The sequence below is a fragment of the Saccharothrix carnea genome (assembly GCF_003014735.1).
GTDB lineage: Bacteria > Actinomycetota > Actinomycetes > Mycobacteriales > Pseudonocardiaceae > Actinosynnema > Actinosynnema carneum.
This window is the reverse complement of sequence record NZ_PYAX01000006.1, coordinates 313,952-332,354: the sequence shown is the minus strand read 5'-3', so window position 1 is coordinate 332,354 and position 18,403 is coordinate 313,952. Positions and strand designations below refer to the sequence as shown.

Below are 18,403 nucleotides of genomic sequence, written 5' to 3'. Positions count from 1 at the left end.
GTGCTCATCCCGCGCAGGGTTAAGCACCGCAAGCAGCACCACCCCGGACGGTCCGGTGCTGCCAAGGGCGGCACGAGGGTCACCTTCGGCGAGTACGGCATCCAGGCTCTGGAGCCCGCCTACGTGACCAACCGGCAGATCGAGTCGGCTCGTATCGCCATCACCCGGCACATCCGCCGTGGTGGCAAGGTCTGGATCAACATCTTCCCGGACCGCCCGCTGACCAAGAAGCCCGCCGAGACCCGCATGGGTTCCGGTAAGGGTTCGCCGGAGTGGTGGGTGGCCAACATCAAGCCGGGTCGGGTGCTCTTCGAGATGAGCTTCCCGAACGAGGCTGTGGCCCGCGAGGCACTGCGCCGCGCGATCCACAAGCTCCCGATGAAGTGCCGCATCGTTACGCGTGAGGGTGGTGAGTTCTGATGGCAGCGGGTACCACCGCTTCCGAGCTGCGTGAGCTCACCGAGGAAGAGCTCGTGCTGCGCCTGAGGGAGGCGAAGGAGGAGCTGTTCAACCTCCGCTTCCAGATGGCCACCGGGCAGCTCGACAACAACCGCCGCCTGCGCACGGTCCGGCACGAGATCGCCCGGATCTACACCGTGATGCGGGAACGGGAGCTGGGCCTCTCGGCCTCTCCCGACGCGGTTTCCACTGGTGAGGGTGCGGCATGAGCGAGAACAACGAAGTGACTACCGAGGGTCGCAACGACCGCAAGGTCCGCGAGGGCTACGTCGTGTCCGACAAGATGGACAAGACGATCGTGGTGGCGGTCGAGGACCGCAAGAAGCACCGCCGGTACTCGAAGGTCATGCGCTCCACCACCAAGGTGAAGGCGCACGACGAGCAGAACACCGCCGGCATCGGCGACCGCGTGCTGCTCATGGAGACGCGGCCGCTGTCGGCCACCAAGCGCTGGCGCCTCGTCGAGGTCCTCGAGAAGGCCAAGTAAGCCCAGGTAGAACGGGCACAGTGTTCGACCGAGCCCGTCAGGTCGGAAATCTGGGTTCGACCGAGCCCGTCAGGTCGGAAATCTGGCGGGCCAGGAATGGTCAAGGAGCAGGTAAGTGATCCAGCAGGAGTCGCGGCTGCGCGTCGCCGACAACACCGGTGCGAAGGAAATCCTCTGCATCCGTGTTCTCGGTGGCTCGGGCCGCCGCTACGCGGGCATCGGGGACATCATCGTCGCGACGGTGAAGCAGGCCATCCCGGGTGCCGGCGTCAAGAAGGGCGACGTCGTCAAGGCGGTCATCGTCCGGACCGTGAAGGAGAAGCGCCGTCCCGACGGCTCTTACATCCGGTTCGACGAGAACGCCGCGGTGCTCATCAAGAACGACAACGAGCCGCGGGGCACCCGCATCTTCGGCCCGGTCGGTCGAGAGCTGCGCGACAAGAAGTTCATGAAGATCATCTCGTTGGCGCCGGAGGTGCTCTGACCATGAAGGTGAAGAAGGGCGACACCGTCGTGGTTATCGCCGGCAAGGACAAGGGTGCTCGCGGCAAGGTCATCCAGGCCTACCCCGCTGAGAACCGCGTCCTGGTCGAAGGCGTCAACCGCATGAAGAAGCACACCCGGATCACGCAGACCGAGCGCGGCGCGCAGTCGGGCGGCATCGTGACCCAGGAGGCCCCCATCCACGTGTCCAACGTGATGGTGGTCGACTCGGACGGCAAGCCGACCCGTGTGGGCTACCGGACGAACGACGAGGGCAAGCGGGTCCGCATTTCCCGTCGTAACGGGAAGGACATCTGATGACCACCGTTGAGAAGACCATTCCGCGGCTCAAGGCCCGCTACCGCGAGGAGATCGTCGCCTCGCTGCGCGAGCAGTTCGAGTACGCCAACGTCATGCAGATCCCGGGCGTGGTGAAGGTCGTCGTCAACATGGGTGTCGGCGACGCCGCCCGTGACGGCAAGCTGATCGAGGGTGCCGTCAAGGACCTCTCGATCATCACCGGCCAGCGGCCCGAGGTCCGCCGGGCCCGCAAGTCCATCGCGCAGTTCAAGCTGCGCGAGGGCATGCCGATCGGCGCGCGCGTCACGCTGCGCGGCGACCGGATGTGGGAGTTCCTGGACCGCCTGCTGACGATCGCGCTGCCGCGTATCCGCGACTTCCGCGGCCTGTCGGGCAAGCAGTTCGACGGCAACGGCAACTACACGTTCGGCCTCAACGAGCAGTCGATGTTCCACGAGATCGACCCGGACGCGATCGACCGTCCCCGCGGTATGGACATCACCGTCGTGACGACCGCGACCAACGACGAAGAGGGCCGGGCGCTGCTGAAGCTCCTGGGCTTCCCGTTCAAGGAGAACTGATCATGGCCAAGAAGGCGCTGATCAACAAGGCCGCGGCCAAGCCGAAGTTCAAGGTGCGGGGTTACACCCGCTGCCAGCGTTGCGGTCGCCCGCACTCGGTGTTCCGCAAGTTCGGCCTGTGCCGGATCTGCCTCCGCGAGATGGCGCACCGGGGCGAGCTGCCCGGTGTGAGCAAGTCCAGCTGGTAAGTCCGGCTCGGCGGCAGGTTTTTTTGACTCATCACTTCGCTGTAGGCCCGTCCACGACCAGCCGGCCGCAAGGCCGGCTCGGACCCTGGCTGGGGAACCGCAGCGAGAAAGGTTGACCAGGTCACCATGACGATGACCGACCCGATCGCAGACATGTTGACGCGTCTGCGGAACGCGAACTCGGCTTACCACGACAAGGTCGTGATGCCGCACTCGAAGTTGAAGGCCAACATCGCCGAGATCCTCAAGCGCGAGGGTTACATCGCGAGCTACCGCGATGAGCAGGGCGACGTGGCCAAGAACCTGGTGATCGAGCTGAAGTACGGCCCGAACCGGGAGCGCAGCATCGCCGGCCTCCGCCGCGTGTCGAAGCCCGGTCTGCGCGTGTACGCGAAGTCGACCAACCTGCCGAAGGTGCTGGGCGGTCTGGGCGTCGCGATCATTTCGACCTCTGGCGGTCTGATGACCGACCGCCAGGCCAACAAGTCGGGCGTGGGCGGAGAAGTCCTCGCCTACGTCTGGTGAGGAAGGGGGACTAGGCAATGTCGCGCATCGGAAAACTGCCGATCACCGTCCCCTCCGGGGTCGACGTGAACATCGACGGCCAGGCTGTGAGCGTGAAGGGCCCGAAGGGCACCCTGTCGCTCAACATCGCTGAGCCGATCATCATCGAGAAGGCCGACGACGGCACTCTCGAGGTGAAGCGCCCCAACGACGAGCGTCGCAGCCGCTCGCTGCACGGCCTGTCGCGCACCCTGGTGCAGAACATGGTCGTGGGCGTCACGCAGGGCTACGAGAAGAAGATGGAGATCCACGGCGTCGGTTACCGCGTGGCGCTGAAGGGTTCCGACCTGGAGTTCGCGCTGGGCTACAGCCACCCGGTGAAGGTCGAGGCCCCCGAGGGCATCACCTTCGCGGTGGAGACCCCGACCCGCTTCTCCGTGTCCGGCATCGACAAGCAGCTCGTGGGCGAGGTCGCCGCCAACATCCGCAAGCTCCGCAAGCCCGACCCGTACAAGGGCAAGGGTGTGCGGTACGCGGGCGAGAAGATCCGCCGCAAGGTCGGAAAGACGGGTAAGTGACATGAGCGAGACTGCAACGAAGCGCAAGCCGGTGGGCAAGGACATCTCGACCACTCGCCGCATCGCCAAGACCCGCCGTCACTTCCGCCTCCGCAAGAAGGTCAGCGGCACGCCGGAGCGCCCGCGCCTGGTCGTGCACCGGTCGTCGAAGCACATCACCGTGCAGATCATCGACGACCTCGCCGGCCGCACCCTGGCGGCGGCTTCCTCCGTGGAGGCGGACGTCCGGTCGCTCGACGGCGACAAGAAGGCCCGTGCGGCGAAGGTCGGCCAGCTGGCCGCCGCCCGCGCCAAGGACGCCGGGATCACCAAGGTGGTCTTCGACCGCGGCGGCAACGCCTACCACGGTCGGATCGCCGCTCTGGCCGATGCCGCTCGCGAGGCTGGGCTGGAGTTCTGACAATGCACATGAACCGAATTGAGAGGGACGCCTGATGCCAGGACGCACGCGTCGCGAAGGCGGCGGGGGCGAGCGCGGAGAGCGCCGCGACCGCCGTGACGGTGGCCGCGGCGGAGCGGCCCAGGAGAAGACCCCGCACCTGGAGCGCGTGGTTGCGATCAACCGCGTCTCCAAGGTCGTGAAGGGTGGTCGTCGCTTCAGCTTCACCGCGCTGGTCGTGGTCGGCGACGGCGACGGCATGGTCGGTGTCGGCTACGGCAAGGCCAAGGAAGTCCCCGCGGCGATCGCCAAGGGTGTCGAGGAGGCGAAGAAGAACTTCTTCCGCGTCCCTCGCATCGCGGGCACGATCCCTCACCCGATCCAGGGCGAGAAGGCGGCCGGTGTCGTCATGCTGCGTCCGGCCTCGGCCGGTACCGGTGTCATCGCCGGTGGTGCGGTCCGCGCGGTGCTGGAGTGCGCCGGTGTCCACGACGTGCTGAGCAAGTCGCTGGGCTCCGACAACGCCATCAACATCGTGCACGCCACGGTGGCGGCCCTGAAGGGTCTCCAGCGCCCCGAGGAGGTGGCCGCCCGTCGCGGTCTGCCGATCGAGGATGTGGCTCCCGCCGGCATGCTCCGTGCGCGTGCAGGGGCGGTGTGACCATGGCTGAGCTCAAGGTGACCCAGGTCAAGAGCAGCATCGGTACCAAGCGCAACCACCGCGAGTCCCTCCGGACCCTCGGTCTGCGCAAGATCCGCCAGTCGGTGGTCCGCGAGGACACGCCGCAGGTGCGCGGTTTGATCCACACCGTGCGCCACCTGGTGGTCGTCGAGGAGGTCCAGTCGTGACCATCAAGATCCATGACCTGCGTCCGGCCCCCGGCGCCAAGACCGCGAAGACCCGTGTCGGTCGCGGTGAGGGCTCCAAGGGCAAGACGGCCGGTCGCGGCACGAAGGGCACCGGGGCGCGGAAGAACGTTTCGCCGCGCTTCGAGGGTGGCCAGATGCCGCTGCACATGCGCCTGCCGAAGCTGAAGGGCTTCCGCAACCCGTTCCGCACCGAGTACCAGGTGGTGAACGTGGGCGACCTCGCCCGGGTGTTCCCCGAGGGTGGTCGGGTGGACGTGGACGCTCTCATCCACGCGGGCCTGGTGCGCAAGAACGAGCTCGTGAAGGTCCTCGGCAACGGTGACCTGGACGGCGTCAAGCTCGACGTCGTGGCGAACAAGTTCTCCGGCAGCGCGGTCGAGAAGATCGCCGCCGCCGGTGGCACCACCACCGTGCTCTGACGCACGGAGCACAGCACGGCACTGAACAGCACGGTCGAACGGCCCCGGAGCCTCCCGCTCCGGGGCCGTTCGCGTGTCCGGGGTCGGTCACCTCTTTTTGACGGTTGCCGGCGTCCGCGAGGCCTGTCCCGCCGGCAAGAGGCCCTGCCGGGACGTGCGTTCGCGCAGGGCGTAAAACCGGTTGGTGGCCGGGTTAGCGTCCAGGCATGTGGCTCGCGGTCTTCTTCGGCGCCTCGGTGCTCGTCGCGCTGACCCCTGGTGCGAACAACCTCGTGGGCATGCACCACGGGGTCCACCACGGCCCGTTGCGGGCCGTGGTGGCGCTCCTGGGCCGCCTTGCGGCCTTCTCCCTGATGGTCGGTGCGGTCGTGGCCGGACTGGGTCCCGTGTTGGCGGCGAGCACCACCGCGCTCACCGTGATCAAGTGGGCCGGTGTCGCCTACCTCGTCTACCTCGCCGCGCGCATCCTGATGACCAAGGAAAGCGGTGAAACGCCAGCCAGCAGGGGTACGCCGCTGCGCAAGGAGTTCGTGGTCGCGATCACGAACCCCAAGGCGCTGCTGATCTTCACGGCGTTCGTGCCGCAGTTCGTCGACCCGGCCCGCGGCCCGATCCCGGTGCAGCTCGCGACCCTCGGCGCGGTCTACCTGGCGGCGGAGGCACTGGCGGGCACGGCGTACGTGGCGCTGGGCGCGGGCATCCGCAAGGCGGGGCTCACCAGGCGGGCCAGGGCGAGGCTGGACAAGGGCACGGCGGCGGTCCTGCTCGGCATGGCGGGCCTGCTCGCGACCAACCGCACTTGATCCATTCGGGGGCTTGCGCGCGGCGGTAGTCGATCGGGTACGAAGTGTGAGGGAAGACTGACTACGGCGATCGGCCAAGCGACTGTTAAAGTCGCGGGCTGAACCCGGATGCCCTCCGGGTCGGTCGCGGCTATCCGTCGCTTCCGCCACCGTCGGCGATGTGTCGACGGCACGTCCGCAAGACTGTGTCGGCAACACAGCCGGCACCGCAGGATGCCGACCCCAGTGGGGCGGCAACGCTGATGGAGGTTCGCGTGCTCGGCGCATTCCGCTCGGCTCTCGCGACGCCGGACCTACGCAAGAAGATCCTGTTCACGCTCGGGATCGTCGTGGTGTACCGGTTGGGCGCCACCATGCCCGCGCCGGGCGTCTCCTTCAAGAACGTCAAACAGTGTGTCGAGTCGGTCGACCAGCAGGGGATCTACTCCCTGATCAACCTGTTCAGCGGTGGCGCGCTGCTGAACTTGTCGATCTTCGCGCTCGGCATCATGCCGTACATCACGGCGAGCATCATCATCCAGTTGCTCACCGTGGTGATTCCGCGGTTCGAGCAGCTGAAGAAGGAAGGGCAGGCGGGTCAGGGCAAGCTGACCCAGTACACCCGCTACCTGACCATCGCGCTGGCGGTCCTGCAGTCCACGGGCATCATCGCCCTGGCCGTGCGCGGGCAGCTGTTCGCGAACTGCGAAGTGCCGGTCATCCCCAACGACAGCATCTTCAACCTGGTCGTCCTCGTGGTCGTGATGACCGCGGGCACCAGCGTGATCATGTGGCTCGGTGAGATCATCACCGAGAAGGGGATCGGCAACGGCATGTCGCTGCTGATCTTCACCGGCATCGCGGCCCGCATCCCGATCGAGGGCAAGATCATCCTCGACCGCGGTGGCCTGACGTTCTTCCTGGTCTGCGTCGCGGCTCTGCTGATCATCGCCAGCGTCATCTACGTGGAGCAGGCCCAGCGCCGCATCCCGGTCCAGTACGCGAAGCGGATGATCGGCCGCCGGATGTACGGCGGCACGTCGACCTACCTGCCGCTGAAGGTGAACCAGGCCGGTGTCATCCCGGTCATCTTCGCCTCGTCGCTGCTGTACCTGCCCGACCTGATCTCGCGCCTGACCGCCTCCACCGACGGATCGGCGCCGAACTGGTGGGAGAGCTTCGTCGCGACGCACCTGGTGAGCCAGTCCAGCCCGGTGCACATCGCGCTCTACTTCCTGCTGATCGTCTTCTTCACGTACTTCTACGTCGGCATCACGTTCAACCCGGACGAGCGCGCGGACGAGATGAAGAAGTTCGGTGGGTTCATCCCGGGTATCCGACCGGGTCGACCCACCGCTGAGTACCTCCGCTTCGTGTTGGGGCGGATCACGCTGCCCGGCTCGCTCTACCTGGGCATCGTCGCCATCCTGCCGAACCTGTTCCTCGACCTCACCGGTCAGGGCCAGAACCAGAACTTCCCGTTCGGCGGTACGGCGGTGCTGATCATGGTCGGTGTCGGCCTCGACACCGTGAAGCAGATCGAGAGCCAGCTCATGCAGCGCAACTACGAAGGGTTCCTCCGCTAGTGCGACTCGTTCTCGTCGGCCCGCCCGGTGCGGGCAAGGGCACCCAGGCCAAGACGCTCAGCCGTGAGCTCGGTGTGCCGCACATCTCCACCGGGGACCTGTTCCGCGCCCACATCAGCGAGCAGACCGATCTGGGCAAGGAGGTCCAGGAGTACCTGGACTCGGGTGAGTTGGTGCCGGACGAGGTGACCAACGAGATGGTGCGCGTCCGGCTCTCGCAGCCGGACGCCGCCAACGGCTTCCTGCTCGACGGCTTCCCGCGCAACACCGCGCAGGCGGGCGTGCTGGGCGAGATGCTGGCGGCGGAGGGGCACAAGCTGGACGCGGTGCTGGAGTTCCAGATCCCCGAGGACGTCGTGGTCGAGCGGTTGCTCGCCCGGGGTCGCACGGACGACAAGGAAGACGTGATCCGGCACCGCCAGCAGGTGTACCGCTCGGAGACCGCGCCGCTGCTCGACCACTACGCTGACATCGTCGTGAGCATCGACGCGGTCGGCGAGGTCGACGAGATCAGCGAGCGCGCCCTCCGCGCGCTGCGCGACCTGAAGTGAGCGGTGGACTCGTCGATGTGCTGCGTCGGGTCGGTCGCGTCGTTCCCGGTCGGGACCGCATGATCGAGATCAAGAGCCGCGGCCAGCTCGAAGCCATGAGGGCTGCCGGGCTGGTCGTGGCTCGCACGTTGGCGCTGCTGGCCTCGCACACCAAGGCGGGCGTGTCGACGGCCGAGCTGGACGAGCTGGCGGAGCAGAGCATCCGCGACGCGGGCGCGATCCCGTCGTTCAAGGGCTACCACGGCTTCCCGGCGTCGATCTGCGCGTCGGTGAACGAGCAGGTGGTGCACGGGATCCCGAGCCGGACGCAGGTGCTGGCCGAGGGTGACCTGATCTCGATCGACTGCGGTGCGATCCTCGACGGGTGGCACGGCGACTCGGCCATCACGCTGCCGGTCGGTTCGGTGACGGACGCCGAGCTGAAGCTGTCCGAGGCCACGCGGGTGTCGATGGTCGCGGGCATCGAGGCGGCGGTGGCCGGTGGGCGGCTCAGCGACATCTCGTTCGCGATCGAGTCGGCGACCGTTCGGATGGGTGACGAGCACGGGGTCGAGTACGGGATCGTGGAGGGGTACGGCGGGCACGGCATCGGCACGAAGATGCACATGGACCCGTTCCTGCCCAACCACGGCAAGCCCGGCAAGGGGCCCCGGTTGAAGGCCGGGATGGCGATCGCCATCGAGCCGATGCTGACCCTGGGGACGGAGCGCACGGTCGAGCTGGACGACGGCTGGACCGTGATCACCGCGGACGGCTCGCGCGCGGCGCACTGGGAGCACTCGGTGGCGATCACCGACGACGGCCCCTGGGTGCTGACCGCGCTCGATGACGACTGACGGCTGACATCTGACGACTGACATCGTCTGAGATCTGACACCTGCGCCGGTGGACCCCTCGTCGGGGTTCACCGGCGTCGTGTTCGAGAAGGGCCGTTCGGCGCAGGCCGAACCGGGGGTTAGCCCCCTGTCGTCACGTCCACCGCCCGGCCAGGATGACGGGGTGACCCAGCCTGTGCGGCCCGAGGACATCCGGGCCTCCGACGCCGAACGCGAACTGGTCCAGCAGTGGCTGCACCACGCGCACGCCGATGGCAGCCTCGACCTCGCCGAGTTCGACGCCCGCGTGGTGCGGACCTGGCAGGCGAAGACCCGGGGCGAACTGGCCGTCCTCACGGCGGACCTGCCGTCCACGTCGTCCGCGCCACCCGTCCCGCCCGCCGGAGCAACAGCCCTGCCGACACCCAAGCGGGTGAAGACCGGAAGCGGACCCTCGGCGATGAGGATCCTCACCACCATCTGGCTGAGCATCAGCGCGCTCAACTTCGCGGTCTGGCTGCTCGCGAGCCTCCTCGGCGACGAGGGCCTCGTGCACCCGTGGTTCCTGTGGGTCGCCGTGCCGCCCGGCGCCGTCCTCGGCGTGGTCTGGTGGGCCACCCGGCCGCAAAAGTAACGCTGTTACCATGCACTCGAACCCAGCCCGGACGGAGGTGGCGACGTGCACGAGTCCTTCACCCGCGCGGCCGACGACGACCGGAACGCGGTCGTCGAGGAGCTGACCCGTGCCCACACCGAGGGCAGGCTGACCCTGACCGAGTTCGACGAGCGCACCCGCGCCGCCCACGAGGCCCGCACGTACGCCGAGCTCAGCGCCCTGACCGCCGACCTGCCCCCCGACGCGCCCGCCCCTGTCCCGCAGCGGCCGAACGCCGTGGTCAGGGCCATGACCGGCGCGTGGCTCGCCGCCAGCGCCGTCAACGTCCTCGTGTGGGGTGTCATCAGCCTCTCCCTCGGCGAGGTCCTCTACCCTTGGTGGATCTGGGTCGCGGGCCCCTGGGGACTGGCCCTCCTGGTCGCCCGCAAGGCCCGATTTGGGCGTTCGAGCTGACCCGCGTACTATGGACGGGTGGCGCATACGTCGCGCCGGTTCCGTCATGCCCGGGGATCTCTTCCCGGAGGTGGCAGGGTTCGCAAGGGCCTGGAGGAGTCGGGGTGCCGCGTGCCCGCACTCCGGAAGTAACACCCACCGTCACGAAACGCGGAGGACATGGGCAAGAAGGACGGGGCCATTGAGGTCGAGGGCCGCGTAGTCGAGCCGCTCCCCAACGCGATGTTCCGCGTCGAGTTGGAGAACGGTCACAAGGTCCTGGCACACATCAGCGGCAAGATGCGTCAGCACTACATCCGCATCCTCCCTGAGGACCGGGTTGTCGTGGAGCTCTCGCCCTACGACCTGTCCCGCGGGCGCATCGTCTACCGCTACAAGTGACCTCCGGCGTGCCCGATCACGGGCACGTCGGCTGACGCAGGAGAAGCTCAGGCGTGAAGGTCCAGCCGAGCGTCAAGAAGATCTGCGACAAGTGCAAGGTGATCCGCCGTCACGGCCGGGTCATGGTGATCTGCGAGAACCTGCGCCACAAGCAGCGCCAGGGCTGAGCGGAGCACGACCAGCACGAGTCGAGTCTTCACCGGACGCGACACCGAGTAAGCCTCTTCGCACCTGCCCCACAAAGAACCACGTGTGGCACACCCCCGGACTCCAGGCCGGGGCCGGGACACCGGTCGCGAGAGCGACCGGAACTGACACAGCGAGTCAGTCCCGGGATCGGGCGAGGAGCAGACCTGGAGCGACACCACTGTTAGGAGCAAGCGCCGTATGGCACGACTCGCTGGCGTCGACCTCCCCCGCGAAAAGCGGTTGGAGATCGCGCTCACCTACATCTTCGGCATTGGTCGGACGCGCTCGAAGGAGCTGCTGACCGCCACCGAGATCTCCCCGGACGTCCGGGTGAAGGACCTCGGTGACGACGACCTGGCGAAGCTGCGGGACTACATCGAGAACCACTTCAAGGTCGAGGGTGACCTCCGCCGCGAGGTTCAGGCCGACATCCGCCGGAAGATGGAAATCGGCTGCTACGAGGGGCTGCGCCACCGTCGCAACCTGCCCGTCCGCGGGCAGCGCACCAAGACGAACGCGCGCACTCGTAAGGGTCCGAAGAAGACCGTCGCCGGCAAGAAGAAGGCCGGAAAGAAGTAAGACCTCGCGTCTCTAGCAAGTAGGAGTTCACCCAGACATGCCACCCAAGTCCCGTACGGGCGCCGGGGTCAAGAAGGTCCGGCGCAAGGAAAAGAAGAACGTCTCGCACGGCCAGGCGCACATCAAGAGCACGTTCAACAACACCATCGTGTCCATCACGGACCCGCTGGGGAACGTGATCAGCTGGGCGTCCGCCGGCCACGTCGGCTTCAAGGGCTCCCGCAAGTCCACGCCGTTCGCCGCGCAGATGGCCGCCGAGAACGCCGCGCGCAAGGCCGCCGAGCACGGCATGCGCAAGGTGGACGTGTTCGTGAAGGGTCCCGGCTCCGGCCGCGAGACCGCGATCCGTTCGCTGCAGGCCGCCGGCCTCGAGGTCGGCACCATCCAGGACGTGACCCCGCAGCCCCACAACGGCTGCCGCCCGCCCAAGCGGCGCCGGGTCTGAGGCACGGGGAGGAGTAAGACAACATGGCTCGCTATACCGGACCGGCCACTCGCATCTCGCGCCGTCTCAAGGTCGACCTCGTCGGCGGGGACCAGGCGTTCGAGCGTCGTCCTTACCCGCCCGGCCAGCACGGCCGCGGTCGGATCAAGGAGTCGGAGTACCTGCTCCAGCTCCAGGAGAAGCAGAAGGCCCGCTACACGTACGGCGTCCTGGAGAAGCAGTTCCGGCGCTACTACGAGGAAGCGGTTCGTCGCCCCGGCAAGACCGGTGAGAACCTGCTGCAGATCCTGGAGTCCCGGCTGGACAACGTGGTGTACCGCGCGGGTCTCGCGCGCACCCGTCGTCAGGCCCGCCAGCTGGTCAGCCACGGTCACTTCATCGTGAACGGCCAGAAGGTCAACATCCCGAGCTTCCGGGTGTCGAAGTTCGACATCATCGACGTGAAGCCGAAGTCGCTGCCCACGCTGCCCTTCGAGGCCGCGCGTGCTTCCTTCGGCGACCGGCCGATCCCGGCGTGGCTCCAGGTCGTGCAGTCCAACCTGCGCATCCTGGTCCACCAGCTGCCGGAGCGGGCGCAGATCGACACGCCCGTCACCGAACAGCTCATCGTCGAGCTCTACTCGAAGTGATCCTCCTGGAGGGGCCGTCCGCGGCCCCTCCAGTCGGGTCCCGCGGCGGCACGGAATGGTGTGTCGCACGCGTTTGCCGGTCTCCGCGACCGGTTCCCACGACGTCAAATAGCGGGCGTCGGGGCTAGAGAGGAAGAACCCAGTGCTGATTTCCCAGCGCCCCTCGCTCAGCGAGGAAGCGGTCAACGAGACCCGCTCCCGGTTCGTCATCGAGCCGCTGGAGCCGGGCTTCGGCTACACCCTCGGCAACTCGATTCGCCGCACCCTGCTGTCGTCCATCCCCGGCGCGGCCGTGACCAGCATCCGCATCGACGGTGTGCTGCACGAGTTCACGACCGTCCCCGGTGTGAAGGAAGACGTCACCGACATCATCCTCAACCTCAAGGAGCTGGTCGTCAGCTCCGAGGAGGACGAGCCGGTGACCATGTACCTGCGCAAGCAGGGGCCGGGCGCGGTGACCGCGGGCGACATCGTGCCTCCGGCCGGTGTCACCGTGCACAACCCCGACCTGCACATCGCCACCCTGAACGGCAAGGGCAAGCTGGAGATCGAGCTCGTGGTCGAGCGCGGTCGCGGCTACGTCCCCGCCGTGCAGAACAAGCAGGCCGGTGCCGAGATCGGCCGCATCCCGGTCGACTCGATCTACTCGCCCGTCATGAAGGTGACCTACAAGGTCGAGGCCACCCGTGTCGAGCAGCGGACCGACTTCGACAAGCTGATCCTCGACGTCGAGACCAAGCCGTCCATCACGCCGCGCGACGCCGTCGCGTCGGCCGGTAAGACGCTGGTCGAGCTGTTCGGCCTCGCCCGCGAGCTGAACGTCGACGCCGAGGGCATCGAGATCGGCCCCTCGCCCGCCGAGGCGGACACCATCGCGGCGTTCGCGATGCCGATCGAGGACCTGGACCTCACCGTCCGGTCCTACAACTGCCTCAAGCGCGAGGGCATCCACACCGTGGGCGAGCTGGTCTCGCGCAGCGAGGCGGACCTGCTGGACATCCGCAACTTCGGTGCGAAGTCGATCGACGAGGTCAAGATGAAGCTCGTCGGCCTCGGCCTCGCGCTGAAGGACAGCCCCCCTGGGTTCGACCCGTCGGCCGCCGCGTCCGACTACCCCGCCGAAGGCTGGGGCACGGACACCGCCGTGGACAACCACGACGACGGCCAGGACTACGCGGAGACCGAGCAGCTCTGAGGTCGCTTAGCGGCCGGGCCGGAGCAGAGGATCAGAAAGAAATCCGAGGAGCAATTCGATGCCCACCCCCACCAAGGGACCCCGTCTCGGGGGCTCGCCGGCCCACGAGCGGCTGATGCTGGCCAACCTGGCCACGTCCCTGTTCACCCACGGTCGGATCACGACCACCGAGGCCAAGGCGAAGCGGCTGCGCCCGTACGCCGAGAAGCTGATCAGCAAGGCGAAGGTCGGTGACCTGCACAACCGTCGCGAGATCCTGAAGGTGATCCGCGACAAGGACATCGTGCACAAGCTGTTCGCCGAGATCGGCCCGCAGTTCGCCGACCGCCCCGGTGGCTACACCCGCATCACCAAGACGCTGCCGCGCAAGGGCGACAACGCCCCCATGGCCGTGATCGAGCTGGTCGCGGAGTCCACCGTCACCTCCGAGGCCGAGCGCGCCCGCAAGACCAAGTTCGCCAAGGACCAGGCTGCCGCCCCCGAGAAGGACACGGCGGCGTCTGAGGCCGAGGAGACCGAAGGCACTGCGGACGTGCAGGACCAGGACGCCGAGGCGCCCGAGTCCGCCACGAAGGACGCGACCGAGGAGCCCGCCGAGGGCGCCGACGACGCTTCCGCCGAGGCGAAGGCCGACGACAAGGCCGAGGACAAGAAGGACGGGTCCTGACGGACGCGCACTTCACCGACGAGCCCGTCGTTCCCGCTGGGGACGACGGGCTCGTTCGTGTGCGACTGGACCTGGCCTACGACGGCACGGAGTTCTCCGGGTGGGCTCGCCAGCCCGACCGCCGCACGGTGTGCGGTGTGCTGGAGGACACCATGTCCACGGTGCTGCGCGAGGACGTGCAGCTGACCGTGGCGGGTCGCACGGACGCGGGCGTGCACGCGTCGGGGCAGGTGGCGCACGTCGACCTGCCGTCCACGGTGGACGTCGCCGGTCTGCCCAAGCGCCTGGCCCGCGCGCTGCCCGCCGACGTGCGGGTGTTCTCGGCCCGGGTGGTGCCCGCCGAGTTCGACGCGCGGTTCGCCGCGCTGCGCCGGCACTACGAGTACCGGGTCACCGACGCCCCGTTCGGCGCGCACCCGCTGCGGCGGCTGGACACGCTGGCGTGGCCGCGTCCGCTGGCCCTGGCCGCGTTGAACGAGGCGTCGCGGTTGTTGTTGGGCGAACGGGACTTCTGCGCGTTCTGCAAGCGGCGCGAGGGTGCGACCACGATCCGCGAGCTGCAACGCCTGGAGTGGGTGCGTGACGGCGCCGTGCTGACCGCGCACGTGTCCGCGGACGCGTTCTGCCACTCCATGGTGCGCAGCCTGGTCGGCGCGCTGCTGGCCGTCGGCGAGGGGCGCAAGCCGGTCGGGTGGCCCGCGTCGCTGCTGTCGCTGACCGCGAGGTCCAGCGAGGTCACCGTGGCGCCGCCGCACGGGTTGTCGCTGGTGCGGGTCGACTACCCGGCCGACCACGAGCTCGCCGCGCGGGCCGCGGTCACCCGGAACGTGCGCGCCGCGCCGACCAGCTGAGCCAGGCCGCGCCGCCCAGCGGGATCTCCACCAGGTAGGTGAAGAACGCGAACAGCAGCACACCCGCCACGGCCGGTGCGGCGGGCGTGCCCAGGCCGACCAGCAGCGCGATGGTGCCGTTCTCGGTGACACCGACACCGCCGGGCGTGACCACGGCCAGCGTGAGCAGCCTGCTCACCGCGAACGCCGCCAGCGTCGGCCCGAGTCCCAGGTGGACACCCGCGGCGGCCAGGCACCACCACAGCAGCACGGCCTGGAGCAGCAGGTAGGCGAGCATGCCCGCGGTCATCCGCCGCCAGCCGTCGCGGACCACCTGGGCGGTCTGCCGGCGCAGCCGCAGCAGGAACCGGGCCGCCCGGCTGCCGAGGAGCCGGCACAGCCACCGCAGGCGCATCAGCACCGCGACGGCGACGAGCAGCCCGCCGGCCGCCGCGACCGCGCCGATCAGCACGCCGTCGCCGACCACCGCGCCGTGCACGGCCAGCGCCACCAGCGGCAGCGCCGCCCGGGACAGCGTGTTCCACAGGCCGCTGACGATCGCCGACGTGGTGATCGCCCGCGCGGAGTGGCCCCAGCTCGCCGCCATCACCGCGGTCACCGCGACCCCGGCCGCGCCGCCGAACGGCAGCACGTTGCTGATCGCGCTGCCCGCCGCGTTCAGGCTGAACGCCTGGGTGTGGCGCAAGCCGGGCAGCGAGCCGGTGAGCACGTAGGTGTAGGCCCAGAGCCCGGCCAGCCACAGGACGGTCAACCAGAGCGCGGTGCCGGGCCCGATGGCGCGCAGGTGCTCGCCGACCGCCGTCCACGCCACCCCGCCCACGGCGGGCACCAGCGCGATCACCAGCCACGCCGCCAGTCCCAGTGACGCCAGCGACGCGGTGATCCGCACCCACCGCCTCATCGTGCCCGCAACCGTTTGCGCTCGACGTACCACTCGGTGCCCAGGACGACCCTGAACAGCGGCGGCGGCAGCTTCAGCAGCGCGGCGAGGGTCCGGGTGTCCTCGCCGCCCGTGGTCTGGGTCGCGTGCGCCGCCATGGCCTCGCGCTTCGCCCGCGCGTACCGCCGGACGTCCACCGAGTGGGTGATCTCCGGCCGCGCGGTGTAGGCCTGCTCGAACGGCGCGAGGTCGAAGTCGCGGACCAGCCGGGCGAGCCGCAGGCCGCGCAGCAGCCACGTGCGGTCGACCGTCGCCTCCCAGACGCGGGGCGTGCCGGCGAGCTCGGCGGCCAGCGTGCCGACCCGGTGCACCTGCACGTGGTCGGGGTGCCCGTAGCCGCCGTGCGGGTCGTAGGTGGTGAGCAGGTCGGCGCGTTCCTCGTGCAGCAGCTCGGCCAGCTGTTCCGCGGCCTCGCCCACGTCGGCGCGGGCGAACCCGTGCCGCCCGTCCAGGCCCGAGTCGGGGTAGCCGAGGAACTCCACCCGCGCGCAGCCCAGCACGCGGGCCGACGCGTGCGCCTCTCTGGTGCGGACCGGGCCGAGGTCGGCCCGGTGCGCGCTCAGCCCTCGTTCGCCTGCCGTGGCGACGACCAGCACGACGCGGTGCCCCTCCCGGGCCAGGCGCGCCATCGTGCCGCCGGTCAGCAGTGCCTCGTCGTCGGGGTGGGCGTGGAAGAAGACGCACGTTCGGCTCACGGGTGCAAGAGTGTCAGTTGGTCCGTTCGGCGGCTTGACGGGAGTGCACTTGTCCATCGTTCACGTCACCGACTGCTTCCTGCCGCGCCTGGGCGGGATCGAGGTGCAGGTGGCCGGGTTGGCCCGGGAGCAGGCGTGCGGTGGTGAGGACGTGCACGTGGTGACCGCGACCCGGCTCGCGTCGTCCGGCGAGGGGTACTCGGTGCACCGGATCGCGGTGCGGCTGCCGTGGGAGCTGCCCGTGCACCCGCGGGCGGGTGCGCACCTGGACCGGGTGCTCGCCTCGCTGCGGCCGACTGTGGTGTACGCGCACGTCGGCGCGATCTCGCCGTTCGCCTGGTCGGGGGTGCGGTCGGCGATGCGGCTGGACCTGCCGGTGGTGGTCGTGGTGCACAGCATGTGGGACCCGGCGGTGCGGCGGTGCTACCGGGTGCTGGACCAGTTCGTGTCGTGGAGCACCGCGCCGGTGGCGGTGGCGGCGGTGAGCCGTGCGGCGGCGGAGCGGGTGCGCGCGGTGGTGCCGGGGATGCCGGTGGGCGTGGTGCCGAACGGGATCGTGCCGTCCGCGTGGCGGGGGATACCGACGCAGCGGCCGGACGACGCGGTGCACGTCGTGTCCGTGGGCCGGCTCGCGGCGCGGAAGGAGCCGATGGCGTTGCTGCGGGCGTTGCGGGCGGTGCGCGCCGAGGTGCCGTTGCGGGCGACGTTGGCCGGGGCGGGGCCGGAGATGGCGGCGCTGCGGCGCTACGTGCGGCGGCACGGGCTGGAGTGGGTGAGCCTGCCGGGACGGCTGGACCGGCAGGGGGTCGGTCACCTGCTGGCGGGGGCGGACGTGTTCGTGAACCCGGCGTCGCAGGAGGCGTTCGGGCTGGCGGCGCTGGAGGCGCGGACGGCGGGGGTGCCGGTGGTCGCGCGGCCGGGGACGGGCGTCGCGGACTTCGTGCGTGACGGGGTGGAGGGGGTGCTGACGCACGACCTGGCGACGGGCATCGCGCGCCTCGTGGACGACCGGGAAGAGCGGCTGAGGATCGCGGCGCACAACCGGACCACCGAACCGACCGACTGCACCTGGCCACGGGTCCTGGAGGCCCTGCAGTCCTGCGCGGCCCGGGTGTGAGGGTCAGAAGACGAGGTCGGCCAGGTCGAGCGTGACCGGAATCGGTGCGGCGGTGATGGTCGTGGGCCCGGCGGACCGGACCGTGTTGTCCACCGCGTACTGGTCGCCGTGCAGGCGGTGCGCGGTCAGCTCCAGCCCGGGGTGATCGCCCTTCCGGCTGATCGTCCAGAGGAACGGCACGCCGGCGACGGCGTAGGCGGCCATCTTCGCCTCCCGCTCGTTCCGGGTGTTGCCCGGAGACCACACCTCGACCGCCAGTCGCAGTGCCTCGGCGGGGAAGCTCGCACCGGTCGGCGGCCGGTCCATGATCACCACATCGGGGATGAAACCGTTGCGGAGAGTGGATGAGATCTTCACTCCCACGCCGATCACCGCGTAGAGGTCTGTCCGGCCGGCCGCGGAGATCGAATCCTCCATTGGCCGGATCAGGCGGGTCACCGCGAGCTGGTGCTCGCCGGAAGGTGGGGGAGTCACGTGGAAGTGTCCAAAGATCAGCTCGACGCTCGAACCGTCCTCCGGGGAGGGCAGGTCGAGCCATTCCTGAATGGTGTGTGGGCCGATCAACGGGTCCGGCAGGGTGGCCTCTTCCTGTCGCGCCCGGGTCTCTTCCTGTAGCGCAGCGGACATGGTTTCCAACCTCCACGATCGACTTGATTATGACCCT

Annotated in this window: 31 protein-coding genes; 28 read left to right on the top strand and 3 right to left on the bottom strand. The window is 69.0% G+C overall.

The window, feature by feature from the left end:
- The 27 genes from rplP to truA all read left to right on the top strand — a co-directional run bounded on the left by rplP (window position 1) and on the right by truA (window position 14,987).
- Window positions 1-420 carry a 50S ribosomal protein L16 gene (rplP, locus tag B0I31_RS19670; protein ID WP_053715230.1) on the top strand — a complete coding sequence of 140 codons (420 nt, stop codon included), beginning with the start codon at window positions 1-3 and terminating at the stop codon, window positions 418-420.
- Window positions 420-668, top strand: a complete 249-nt coding sequence (gene rpmC / locus B0I31_RS19665) for a 50S ribosomal protein L29 (protein ID WP_033428581.1) — start codon at window positions 420-422, stop codon at window positions 666-668. Before rplP ends, rpmC begins: the two co-directional genes overlap by 1 nt.
- Window positions 665-946, top strand: coding sequence for a 30S ribosomal protein S17 (rpsQ, locus tag B0I31_RS19660; RefSeq protein WP_106616827.1), 282 nt, complete (start codon window positions 665-667; stop codon window positions 944-946). Before rpmC ends, rpsQ begins: the two co-directional genes overlap by 4 nt.
- A gap of 115 nt (window positions 947-1,061) precedes the next feature.
- The gene (rplN, locus tag B0I31_RS19655; protein WP_033436721.1) at window positions 1,062-1,430 is read left to right on the top strand and encodes a 50S ribosomal protein L14; all 369 of its coding nucleotides are present in this window, start codon (window positions 1,062-1,064) and stop codon (window positions 1,428-1,430) included.
- A 2-nt stretch (window positions 1,431-1,432) separates the two neighbouring features.
- Window positions 1,433-1,747, top strand: coding sequence for a 50S ribosomal protein L24 (gene rplX, locus B0I31_RS19650; protein WP_073885913.1), 315 nt, complete (start codon window positions 1,433-1,435; stop codon window positions 1,745-1,747).
- Window positions 1,747-2,310, top strand: a complete 564-nt coding sequence (rplE, locus tag B0I31_RS19645; RefSeq protein ID WP_073885912.1) for a 50S ribosomal protein L5 — start codon at window positions 1,747-1,749, stop codon at window positions 2,308-2,310. Before rplX ends, rplE begins: the two co-directional genes overlap by 1 nt.
- A 2-nt stretch (window positions 2,311-2,312) precedes the next feature.
- Window positions 2,313-2,498: a type Z 30S ribosomal protein S14 gene (locus B0I31_RS19640; protein ID WP_053715226.1), complete on the top strand. Its 186-nt coding sequence runs from the start codon at window positions 2,313-2,315 to the stop codon at window positions 2,496-2,498.
- Between the two features lie 126 nt (window positions 2,499-2,624).
- Window positions 2,625-3,023 (top strand): 30S ribosomal protein S8, encoded by a 399-nt coding sequence (gene rpsH / locus B0I31_RS19635; protein ID WP_033428586.1) that lies wholly within the window; start codon window positions 2,625-2,627, stop codon window positions 3,021-3,023.
- A 17-nt stretch (window positions 3,024-3,040) separates the two neighbouring features.
- Complete coding sequence (gene rplF / locus B0I31_RS19630) at window positions 3,041-3,580, top strand: 50S ribosomal protein L6 (RefSeq protein ID WP_106616826.1); 540 nt, start codon at window positions 3,041-3,043, stop codon at window positions 3,578-3,580.
- A gap of 1 nt (window position 3,581) precedes the next feature.
- A complete protein-coding gene (rplR, locus tag B0I31_RS19625; protein WP_106616825.1) occupies window positions 3,582-3,980 on the top strand; it encodes a 50S ribosomal protein L18 in 399 nt (132 codons plus the stop codon).
- Between the two features lie 34 nt (window positions 3,981-4,014).
- Window positions 4,015-4,620: a 30S ribosomal protein S5 gene (rpsE, locus tag B0I31_RS19620; RefSeq protein ID WP_106616824.1), complete on the top strand. Its 606-nt coding sequence runs from the start codon at window positions 4,015-4,017 to the stop codon at window positions 4,618-4,620.
- A gap of 2 nt (window positions 4,621-4,622) precedes the next feature.
- Window positions 4,623-4,808: a 50S ribosomal protein L30 gene (gene rpmD, locus B0I31_RS19615; protein WP_053715223.1), complete on the top strand. Its 186-nt coding sequence runs from the start codon at window positions 4,623-4,625 to the stop codon at window positions 4,806-4,808.
- Window positions 4,805-5,248, top strand: coding sequence for a 50S ribosomal protein L15 (gene rplO / locus B0I31_RS19610; protein WP_053715222.1), 444 nt, complete (start codon window positions 4,805-4,807; stop codon window positions 5,246-5,248). Before rpmD ends, rplO begins: the two co-directional genes overlap by 4 nt.
- Before the next feature lie 206 nt (window positions 5,249-5,454).
- Window positions 5,455-6,051 carry a LysE family translocator gene (locus B0I31_RS19605; RefSeq protein WP_106616823.1) on the top strand — a complete coding sequence of 199 codons (597 nt, stop codon included), beginning with the start codon at window positions 5,455-5,457 and terminating at the stop codon, window positions 6,049-6,051.
- A 254-nt stretch (window positions 6,052-6,305) separates the two neighbouring features.
- Window positions 6,306-7,616 (top strand): preprotein translocase subunit SecY, encoded by a 1,311-nt coding sequence (secY, locus tag B0I31_RS19600; RefSeq protein WP_106617057.1) that lies wholly within the window; start codon window positions 6,306-6,308, stop codon window positions 7,614-7,616.
- Window positions 7,616-8,167, top strand: a complete 552-nt coding sequence (locus tag B0I31_RS19595) for an adenylate kinase (protein WP_073885906.1) — start codon at window positions 7,616-7,618, stop codon at window positions 8,165-8,167. Before secY ends, B0I31_RS19595 begins: the two co-directional genes overlap by 1 nt.
- 59 nt (window positions 8,168-8,226) lie before the next feature.
- Window positions 8,227-9,003 carry a type I methionyl aminopeptidase gene (gene map / locus B0I31_RS19590; RefSeq protein WP_106617056.1) on the top strand — a complete coding sequence of 259 codons (777 nt, stop codon included), beginning with the start codon at window positions 8,227-8,229 and terminating at the stop codon, window positions 9,001-9,003.
- 163 nt (window positions 9,004-9,166) lie between these two features.
- Entirely contained in the window at window positions 9,167-9,616 is a 450-nt protein-coding gene (locus B0I31_RS19585) for a DUF1707 SHOCT-like domain-containing protein (protein ID WP_181320249.1), read from the top strand.
- A gap of 45 nt (window positions 9,617-9,661) precedes the next feature.
- A complete protein-coding gene (locus tag B0I31_RS19580; protein WP_106616821.1) occupies window positions 9,662-10,051 on the top strand; it encodes a DUF1707 SHOCT-like domain-containing protein in 390 nt (129 codons plus the stop codon).
- A 159-nt stretch (window positions 10,052-10,210) separates the two neighbouring features.
- Window positions 10,211-10,432, top strand: coding sequence for a translation initiation factor IF-1 (infA, locus tag B0I31_RS19575; protein ID WP_005166804.1), 222 nt, complete (start codon window positions 10,211-10,213; stop codon window positions 10,430-10,432).
- A gap of 53 nt (window positions 10,433-10,485) precedes the next feature.
- The gene (rpmJ, locus tag B0I31_RS19570) at window positions 10,486-10,599 is read left to right on the top strand and encodes a 50S ribosomal protein L36 (RefSeq protein ID WP_010148647.1); all 114 of its coding nucleotides are present in this window, start codon (window positions 10,486-10,488) and stop codon (window positions 10,597-10,599) included.
- A 220-nt stretch (window positions 10,600-10,819) separates the two neighbouring features.
- Window positions 10,820-11,200 carry a 30S ribosomal protein S13 gene (gene rpsM, locus B0I31_RS19565; RefSeq protein ID WP_106616820.1) on the top strand — a complete coding sequence of 127 codons (381 nt, stop codon included), beginning with the start codon at window positions 10,820-10,822 and terminating at the stop codon, window positions 11,198-11,200.
- Between the two features lie 37 nt (window positions 11,201-11,237).
- Entirely contained in the window at window positions 11,238-11,645 is a 408-nt protein-coding gene (rpsK, locus tag B0I31_RS19560) for a 30S ribosomal protein S11 (protein WP_015105236.1), read from the top strand.
- A gap of 23 nt (window positions 11,646-11,668) precedes the next feature.
- A complete protein-coding gene (gene rpsD / locus B0I31_RS19555; protein ID WP_053718426.1) occupies window positions 11,669-12,274 on the top strand; it encodes a 30S ribosomal protein S4 in 606 nt (201 codons plus the stop codon).
- A gap of 142 nt (window positions 12,275-12,416) precedes the next feature.
- Complete coding sequence (locus B0I31_RS19550; RefSeq protein ID WP_033436734.1) at window positions 12,417-13,469, top strand: DNA-directed RNA polymerase subunit alpha; 1,053 nt, start codon at window positions 12,417-12,419, stop codon at window positions 13,467-13,469.
- 58 nt (window positions 13,470-13,527) lie between these two features.
- Window positions 13,528-14,136, top strand: coding sequence for a 50S ribosomal protein L17 (rplQ, locus tag B0I31_RS19545; protein WP_106616819.1), 609 nt, complete (start codon window positions 13,528-13,530; stop codon window positions 14,134-14,136).
- Window positions 14,137-14,195: 59 nt separating this feature from the next.
- Window positions 14,196-14,987 carry a tRNA pseudouridine(38-40) synthase TruA gene (gene truA, locus B0I31_RS19540; protein ID WP_245950105.1) on the top strand — a complete coding sequence of 264 codons (792 nt, stop codon included), beginning with the start codon at window positions 14,196-14,198 and terminating at the stop codon, window positions 14,985-14,987.
- Here truA and B0I31_RS19535 read toward each other — a convergent pair.
- The gene (locus tag B0I31_RS19535; protein WP_106616817.1) at window positions 14,953-15,888 is read right to left on the bottom strand and encodes a lysylphosphatidylglycerol synthase transmembrane domain-containing protein; all 936 of its coding nucleotides are present in this window, start codon (window positions 15,886-15,888) and stop codon (window positions 14,953-14,955) included. The genes truA and B0I31_RS19535 overlap by 35 nt on opposite strands.
- On the bottom strand, window positions 15,885-16,622 hold the full coding sequence (locus B0I31_RS19530) for a PIG-L deacetylase family protein (protein ID WP_245950103.1): 738 nt from the start codon (window positions 16,620-16,622) through the stop codon (window positions 15,885-15,887). The genes B0I31_RS19535 and B0I31_RS19530 overlap by 4 nt, the downstream gene beginning before the upstream one ends.
- Before the next feature lie 49 nt (window positions 16,623-16,671).
- Between B0I31_RS19530 and B0I31_RS19525 the strand changes: the two genes are divergently transcribed.
- Entirely contained in the window at window positions 16,672-17,739 is a 1,068-nt protein-coding gene (locus B0I31_RS19525; protein WP_106617054.1) for a glycosyltransferase family 4 protein, read from the top strand.
- Window positions 17,740-17,742: 3 nt separating this feature from the next.
- Here B0I31_RS19525 and B0I31_RS19520 read toward each other — a convergent pair whose 3' ends face one another.
- On the bottom strand, window positions 17,743-18,366 hold the full coding sequence (locus tag B0I31_RS19520; protein ID WP_106616816.1) for a Uma2 family endonuclease: 624 nt from the start codon (window positions 18,364-18,366) through the stop codon (window positions 17,743-17,745).
- Window positions 18,367-18,403: the final 37 nt, after the last annotated feature.